General features: G+C 43.7%; 1 protein-coding gene. It reads right to left on the reverse strand.

Features of this window, described 5'->3' with window-relative positions; genetic code table 11:
• Nucleotides 1-15: 15 nt before the first annotated feature.
• Nucleotides 16-595, reverse strand: a 580-nt coding sequence (xthA, locus tag R8O10_RS26305) for an exodeoxyribonuclease III (protein WP_318192109.1), incomplete at its 5' end; no start/stop codon positions are given.

Raw genomic sequence — 595 nt, forward strand, 5'->3', positions numbered from 1 at the left:
TTGCTTTGCAATGTATTACTTGAATGTCGACCAGATTGGCGCGTGGTCTGAAGGCTTTTCAATACCGCGTAATTCATAATCGATACCCGACTCAATACATTTTTGCGCGAGAGAAGGAGTCGCCAAAATCACATCAATTCGTAGGCCTCGGTTGTCATCAAAGCCGCGAGATCGGTAGTCAAACCACGAGAAGCGATCGTTCACTTCTGGGTAGAGCTTACGGAAAGTATCTTCAAAGCCCCAATCTAACAACGTTTTCAGCCATTCACGTTCTTCTGGTTGGAAAGAGCATTTACCCGTTTTCAACCAACGCTTACGGTTTGGTTCTCCGATACCTATATCTGAATCGATAGGGCTGATGTTGATATCACCCATAACAATCAACTGTTCATCGTTGTTGTGATGATCGTTTAGATACGTCATTAGATCTTTGTAGAACTGGCGCTTGTATGGGAATTTCGTTTCGTGGTTAATGTTGTCCCCTTGAGGGAAGTAGCCATTAAGCACCGTTACTTTTTCACCATTTTCGTCTTCAAACGTCGCCATGATCATGCGCTTTTGGTGTTCTTCGTTATCCGTCGGAAAACCTTTTTGT

Source organism: Vibrio sp. 1727, assembly GCF_033344415.1.
In the GTDB taxonomy this organism is placed as follows: domain Bacteria; phylum Pseudomonadota; class Gammaproteobacteria; order Enterobacterales; family Vibrionaceae; genus Vibrio; species Vibrio alginolyticus.